Genomic DNA, 6,834 nt, shown 5'->3' with positions numbered 1-6,834 from the left:
TCGTTCATTACAATTACCACCCATTATTTATGTATGCTATAATTATAATGCATCTTGGGGATAAATTGCATCAATCAGATATTTCCAATAATCTACTACCCTAAGATGTCAATGCCTGAGTAGTAACAACCTGTCAAAGTCACTACAGACAATTTTGGAGTCGTGGAATCCCTATAGATGTCATCAGTATGGATGTGGATTTTTCAAAATACAAACTTGTAATTGCACCTATGCTTTATATGGTGCGAGAGGGGGTGGGGAAGAGGATAGAGAAATTTGTAAAAAATGGTGGAACTTTTGTGACCACATATTGGAGTGGCATTGCAGATGAAAATGATCTATGTTTCTTGACAGGATTTCCCGGTCCATTGCGCAAAACAATGGGGGTATGGTCAGAGGAGATTGATGCCTTATATGATGAGGATGTAAATTATGTAAATGTGAATACGAAACTTTTACCAGGTATGCAAGAAAGATATGAAGCTAGGATCTTTTGTGATCTCATACACGCAGAGACAGCCCGACCCCTTGCAGTATATGATACAGACTTCTATGCTGGACGTCCTGCATTGACAGTTAATGAGTATGGGGCAGGGAAGGCATATTATATTGCTTTTAGAAACAATAATGAGTTTTTATATGATTTTTATGGGAGTATTATCTCTAGCTTAAATCTGAATAAATGCTTAGAAACTGATCTACCCATGGGAGTAACTGCACAAATGCGTACAGATGGTGAGAGGGATTATATATTTCTACAAAATTACTCCGATGATACAAAGACAATTTTTCTAAATAACATGGAGCTTAAGGATCTCTTAACTGGTAATAATGCAGGTGAGAAGATCGACATGTCGGCATATAGCTTTAAATTGTTGGTAAGGGAATGCAAGTAATCTTTTGGGACTATATATGTGTCGGCATGAAAAAGCTTAGTCAGTTTTTTATGCAATATCATGCTATATTTAAGGTTTATATTTCTTAGGAAATTGTTGGCTATTAGTAGTAGACTAATAGCCAACAATGAGATATAAGGATGATGTAAATATGAATGTAAGAGATGGCGGAATTCGCAGGACAATATATTCCATGATAGTACCCATAACTATAGAAAATATACTGCAGATGTCTACAGGAATAGTCTCAATGGCCATGATTGGGCGGATCAGTGTTACCGCCGTAACTATTCAGGGGTTGTGTTCAAGGCTTACAGGTATATTGTGGTGTATCTTTAAAGGGCTCTCCATAGGGACTAGCGTATTTGTGGCCAGATATTATGGTGCAAGGGATATGGAGCGAGTAAAAAAGGTGTCACAGCAATCGATTTTATTTTCCGTTGTATTGGCCTTTATACTCCAAATACTTATTTACTTTCAAGGTGGAAATTTTTTGAAGTTATTTAACCCCGGAGCTGAGGTAATGCAGGAGGCAACGTTCTATTTGAGAGTAGTTTCAATAGGTCTAGTTTTCCAGGGCATATCTCTTATCACTGTAGGTATAATGCAGGGGTTAGGTGATGCCAAGATTCCCATGATTATTTCGTTTGTAATGAATGTGGTCAATATAATATGTGGATATATTCTCATATTTGGCCATATGGGTTTTAATGAGATGGGTATAAAAGGTGCAGCAATAGCTTTAGTTTTAGCCCAGGGGGCATCGGCGGCGTTAAATCTATATGTATTATTCAATAGAGATGGGATACTATATACTATGAGAAATAAAGATTTTTTTAAATTTGATATGGTGGAGATAGGTAGGATATGCAAAATAGGTACACCTTCAGCCTTTGAAGATCTCTTTTGGCAATTTTCAGCTATAATATTAACTAAAGTAGTGCTGTCTTTCGGCGAGGTTCCTTTTGCTGCCCACCAATTGGGACTTCAGGCTGAATCTCTTTCTGAGATGCCCTCGCTTGGATTTGGAGTTGCTGCAACAACTTTTGTGGGTCAGGCCCTCGGAGCAAATAATAGAAAGTTGGGGAAAAGCTATGTAGATGAAATTACAAAGGGTGCACTCATTATAATGAGCATAGGTAGTCTACTATTGATATTATTTCCCAAACAGGTAATGCGGCTCTTGACAGATGAAAAAGATGTTATTGAATTAGGAGCAATCTATGTCAGGTTAATGGGCTTTATTCAAATTCCACAAAATTTATCTAGGGTCTTTAATGGCGCTTTAAAGGCAGCAGGCTATACAAGGCTTCCGATGCTAGTAGCAGGGATTGGACTTTGGGGTATTAGAATACCATTATCATTAATACTGACCTATGTATTTGATACTACAATAGTTACAATATGGATTATAATAGCCATAGATCAGCTATCTAGATTTATTTTAAGTTTTATACTATATAAAAGCAAGAATATATTTGCAGATTATCCAAATAAAGTGGGAAGAAAAATCCAGATGTAGAGCATAAGACGCGACCTTTGATAAGGTTGCGTTTTGTGGTTAAATATGTATAGACAACCAATAATAAATCCAAATATTACTTATATAAACTTCTCTTTGCTTTTTGTATAATATGATTAAGAGAGAATTTACAATGGGTAGAAAATACGTAGAGCTTAAAACATTACATGGCTACGTGATAGAATAAATAATGAAAATCGCTAATGAGTCAGCTAACAGTAATAAATTATTAAAGATAAAATTATATATTAGAGAATTATATATTAAAATAGGTAGAGAGAGGAGATTTGACAAAAATTTAGGGAGGGTGACTGAGAGTATGGGGATCTTTCTAAATATAAAGAATATGAAAATGCATAGAAAGCTGCTTATATCATATCTGATTGTAGTTATAATACCTGTACTTATGATCGGTAGCTTTTTAATATGGAACACCAAGAGTATTATTCTGGATTATATAAATCATATCAATAAGATAACTTTAAAACAGATGGATACCAATATATCAAATGAGTTTAGAAAGTATTTTAAAATATCTGATGACATCTTTACAGAGTCTAATCTTATAGATATGTTGAGTAGAAAATACAAAAACAAATCAGATTATTTGAGCTTTTATGCAGATAATATTTCAAAGTCCACTGGGAGGCTACAGTTGAGTATGCCTACTTCGGTGAAGATATCGTTTTTTACCACCAATGATACAATAGTTGAAGATAGAGATATGATATTTTATGTAGATGAGAATGTAGCTAAGCAGGATTGGTATAGGAATGCGATTGAGGCAAGGGGGTCTAATGTCATTTCTATACCTTATGTTGACAATGTGGGTAATAGGGTGTTTTCTGTATCTAGAACGCTCCATTCATCATTTAGTAGCAAGGAAGATATTGTACTCAAAATGGAGATTTCCCTAAAGGAAATTGACAATCTTATGAGGGAGGAGGGTATGAATAAAAAGGTCTATCTACTTGATGATAATGACCGTATTTTTACCCTAGCAACAGATGATAGTTTGAACGAGGTATACCATATTGGAGATGTACTTGATATTGATTGTCCGGAATATAAAGAGAAGCATTTTATCCCTGGCGCTGGTGTCTGCATAAAATTAGAAAAGGAGTTGCAGATGCGAAAAGGTTTGAATGGTTGGAGATTAATATCAGTTATCTCCCCCGATGTCATAATGGAGGATATCAATAAAACTGTGATGCATAGCATAATTATATGCCTGATAATAATAGGTGTAACAGTTGTATTTTTATTCGTCTTTTCTTATAAGATGACAAGTAGATTGCGAACACTCACAAATTCCATGAATAGGGTAACAGAGGAAGACGATTTTGAAGTGGATACATTTGAGCCCTATAACGAGAATGACGAGATCGGAGAGCTGTCACGTAGTTTTAAGCAGATGTTGGAGAGAATAGACAAGTTGATATCAGAAGTATATATTTCAGAACTCAAACTCAAAGATTTAGAGCTGGAGAAACGAACAGCAGAGATAAATGCATTACAAAGTCAAATTAATCCCCATTTTTTATTCAATACTATGGAATCTATTAGCATGAATTTACTCACCAAAGGAGATTTTGAGACATGTGAGGTAGTGAGAAGCTTTGCAAATATATTGAGGAGGAGTATAGAATGGGACAGGGATAGGGATCTGTCCACTCTTGAGAATGAATTAAACCTTGTCTTAAATTATCTAAGGGTACAGAAGTTTAGGTATAAGGATAAATTACAATATGAAATAGATGTGAAGGATACCTTTTACAACGTACCAATTCCTAAATTTACACTACAGCCTGTTGTGGAGAATTCAATTTATCACGGCTTGGAGCTCAAGGAAGGTGTAGGCTTTTTAAGGATAACTGCTAAGGCTTTTAATGATAATCTGGAGATAGTTGTTGAGGATAATGGATTGGGGATAGAATCCAGTAGGCTAAAGGGCATTCAATCGAGTATAAAAAATGCAGAAGATAGTATAATAAACTCCAAAGAACGTAAGAGTATAGGGCTCAGTAATATCAACAAACGGTTAGTGTTATACTATGGTAGAGAATATGGAATCGAAATAGATAGTTTAGAAGGTGTAGGCACAAAAGTTGTTATTAGAATTCCTATGCAAATGGCTGGAGGAGAAGATAGCTATGTATAATGTACTAATTGTAGACGATGAACCAATAATCTGCGAAGGAATGTGTAAGATAATTGATTGGAATGATTATGGTTTTAATATAATAGACATTGCGGGCAATGGAAGAGAGGCACTGGGAAAAATAAAAAACGATGGAATTGACCTTGTAATTACTGATGTGAGAATGCCAGCTATGGATGGTATAGAGTTATGTAGGCAGATAAAGCAATATAATGAATCCATCGAGATAATAATAATAAGTGGCTATAATGATTTTGAGTATGCCAGAAAGGCAATAGAATACAATGTCAAAGCATATCTTTTAAAACCCGTTATGCCAAATGAATTGGTAGAGCAGCTACTCTGTATACGGCATGAACTAGATAGAAAATTAGAGCTAGAGCAAGAAGAAAAAATGAAAAAGAAAATACTCAGGGATAGATTGTTATATGAATTTGTCAGTGGCTATGTGGATGTTGAGCAAAGGAAGGAAGAACTTGAGAAATACGGTATTGATCTATCTAATTGCTTATATAATGTAGTCATGATAAGGATAGATGACTTTTACTATATGGTAGAAGATAATATAAATGCTAAGCCACTTAAGCACAATGTAAGGGATATTATAGAAGAGTTTGCTCGGCAGCATAGGCTTGGACATGTCTATGAAGAAATTAACGGTATGTTTGGTATATTGATACTTGATCAATCTTCATATGATGGTGATATAAATTCCTTGCATACAAAACTTGAAACTATAAGTTCAATTATTAAAAGAGACTTGGGGATTAGTGTGACTATTGGATATGGGATGTATAAGACAAAACTTTCCGATATTAAAATTTCCAGAAGAGAGGCCCTGCAATTGTTAGAAGGCGGAATTTTCGATGGACGCAAAAAGGTTATCTCATATTATGAGTTTGCTGATAGGGGTGAAGAATTGTGGAATTTAAAATGGGATAAGGATCTTTTCCTAAGGGCAGTTGAGAGAATGGATGAAGAGTCTATACAGAACCAAATAGATGATCTTATTAAAAATATTGTATCTAATAGGATAACAAAGGATATTATAAAGTCTATGTTAATTAGCATTGCATGGGACCTCTCAGTATTAATAGAGAAATATAACGGAAGTGCCAATGAAATTTTTGGGTATAATATATTAGATACAATTGATAATATATGTAACAATGTAGACATGCTAGGTGATTGGATTATTGAAATGAGCAGAAAAATACATTCATATATTATGGAATTGAGATCCCAAAGTTCTAAAAGTCTAATAGATCGTGTGGTAGAATATGTAGATGATAATTATTGTAATGATATTAAGTTATCCCAAATAGCAGATGATTTCTATGTGAACTATGCCTATTTGGGGCAGCTTTTTAAAGATAATACAGGTGTATCTTTTTCGAGTTATATAAATAAAAAGCGTATTGAAAAGGCAAAACAGTTATATATGACAGGCGATTTCAAAATATATGAAATCATAGAGAAAGTAGGGTATAAGCATTCAGAATATTTCTATAGACAGTTTAAAAAATGTGAAGGCATTACTTTTGCTGAGTTTAGAACTGAGTTGGAACGTGAAAGGGGATATGAGTGCTAGTTGAAATAGTAGCAGTTTTTTAGGGCTTTTAATGCATGATTTAGTGAGAATAAATATAGGCGATAGGGCAGGATATGAAGTTGTCCAACTGTATATAAGAGATATAAGTGGTAGTGTGAAAGGCCTGTAAAGGAACTAAGGGGTTTTAAAAAGATATTCTTAAGACTTGGTGAAGAGATTAAAGTTAGATTCACCATAGATGAGCCCATGCTTAGATTTCATACACAGGATATGTCGTTTGAGTCAGAACCAGGTGAGTTCATGGCGTATGTGGGACCTAACTCAGAGGAACTACTAGAAGAGAAATTTAGTCTATTGCCATAGTTTGGTATATTTAGGCTTTGTTGATCATTGTAAAGATTGACAGAGCCTATTTTTGAAAATAATGTTCTATAAAAAGATTTGGTTTTGACTAATCTTCAGGTTTTTTAGCATTGAATAATTCAGGCCTTGATTGTACCTTTTAGATGTAGGAAGATCCCGTCAATATGGCGTATGATAAGCAAAAGGCGAGAGTGGTTTTAATGGATCTATGGGGTTAGCGTAAAATTACCGTAGGGATTTAGAGTAATAAATTACCAATAGAATTGAAAAGAAGATGCCATCCTGTTAAAATATTAGTCGAATAAACAAATAACTTAACGAAAGGATGACATCTTCTATG

The 6,834-nt window shown here is 34.5% G+C and carries 5 protein-coding genes and 1 pseudogene; all 6 read left to right on the top strand.

Going from position 1 to position 6,834, the window contains the following annotated elements; translation table 11 throughout:
• Window positions 1–137: 137 nt before the first annotated feature.
• Window positions 138–665 (top strand): annotated as a pseudogene (locus EJN67_RS13615) (beta-galactosidase trimerization domain-containing protein); the annotation flags it as partial.
• Window positions 666–704: 39 nt separating this feature from the next.
• Window positions 705–896 (top strand): Beta-galactosidase C-terminal domain, encoded by a 192-nt coding sequence (locus EJN67_RS14425; RefSeq protein ID WP_279387734.1) that lies wholly within the window; start codon window positions 705–707, stop codon window positions 894–896.
• Between the two features lie 151 nt (window positions 897–1,047).
• A complete protein-coding gene (locus EJN67_RS13610; protein WP_129724979.1) occupies window positions 1,048–2,418 on the top strand; it encodes an MATE family efflux transporter in 1,371 nt (456 codons plus the stop codon).
• Window positions 2,419–2,737: 319 nt separating this feature from the next.
• Window positions 2,738–4,579, top strand: coding sequence for a cache domain-containing sensor histidine kinase (locus EJN67_RS13605; protein WP_165000890.1), 1,842 nt, complete (start codon window positions 2,738–2,740; stop codon window positions 4,577–4,579).
• Window positions 4,572–6,170 (top strand): response regulator, encoded by a 1,599-nt coding sequence (locus EJN67_RS13600; RefSeq protein ID WP_129724977.1) that lies wholly within the window; start codon window positions 4,572–4,574, stop codon window positions 6,168–6,170. Before EJN67_RS13605 ends, EJN67_RS13600 begins: the two co-directional genes overlap by 8 nt.
• A 153-nt stretch (window positions 6,171–6,323) precedes the next feature.
• Window positions 6,324–6,494: a hypothetical protein gene (locus tag EJN67_RS14575; protein ID WP_207208040.1), complete on the top strand. Its 171-nt coding sequence runs from the start codon at window positions 6,324–6,326 to the stop codon at window positions 6,492–6,494.
• Window positions 6,495–6,834: the final 340 nt, after the last annotated feature.

It is taken from the genome of Xylanivirga thermophila (genome assembly GCF_004138105.1).
GTDB lineage: Bacteria > Bacillota > Clostridia > Caldicoprobacterales > Xylanivirgaceae > Xylanivirga > Xylanivirga thermophila.
Note: the sequence above shows the minus strand (reverse complement) of the source record. Positions and strands in the feature narration are given on the sequence as shown.

Excerpts from the sequence above, each read along its gene's own strand:
- EJN67_RS14425 (WP_279387734.1), top strand. The coding sequence starts at position 705 with ATGGGAGTAACTGCACAAATGCGTACAGATGGTGAGAGGGATTATATA.
- EJN67_RS13610 (WP_129724979.1), top strand. The coding sequence starts at position 1,048 with ATGAATGTAAGAGATGGCGGAATTCGCAGGACAATATATTCCATGATA.
- EJN67_RS13605 (WP_165000890.1), top strand. The coding sequence starts at position 2,738 with ATGGGGATCTTTCTAAATATAAAGAATATGAAAATGCATAGAAAGCTG.
- EJN67_RS13600 (WP_129724977.1), top strand. The coding sequence starts at position 4,572 with ATGTATAATGTACTAATTGTAGACGATGAACCAATAATCTGCGAAGGA.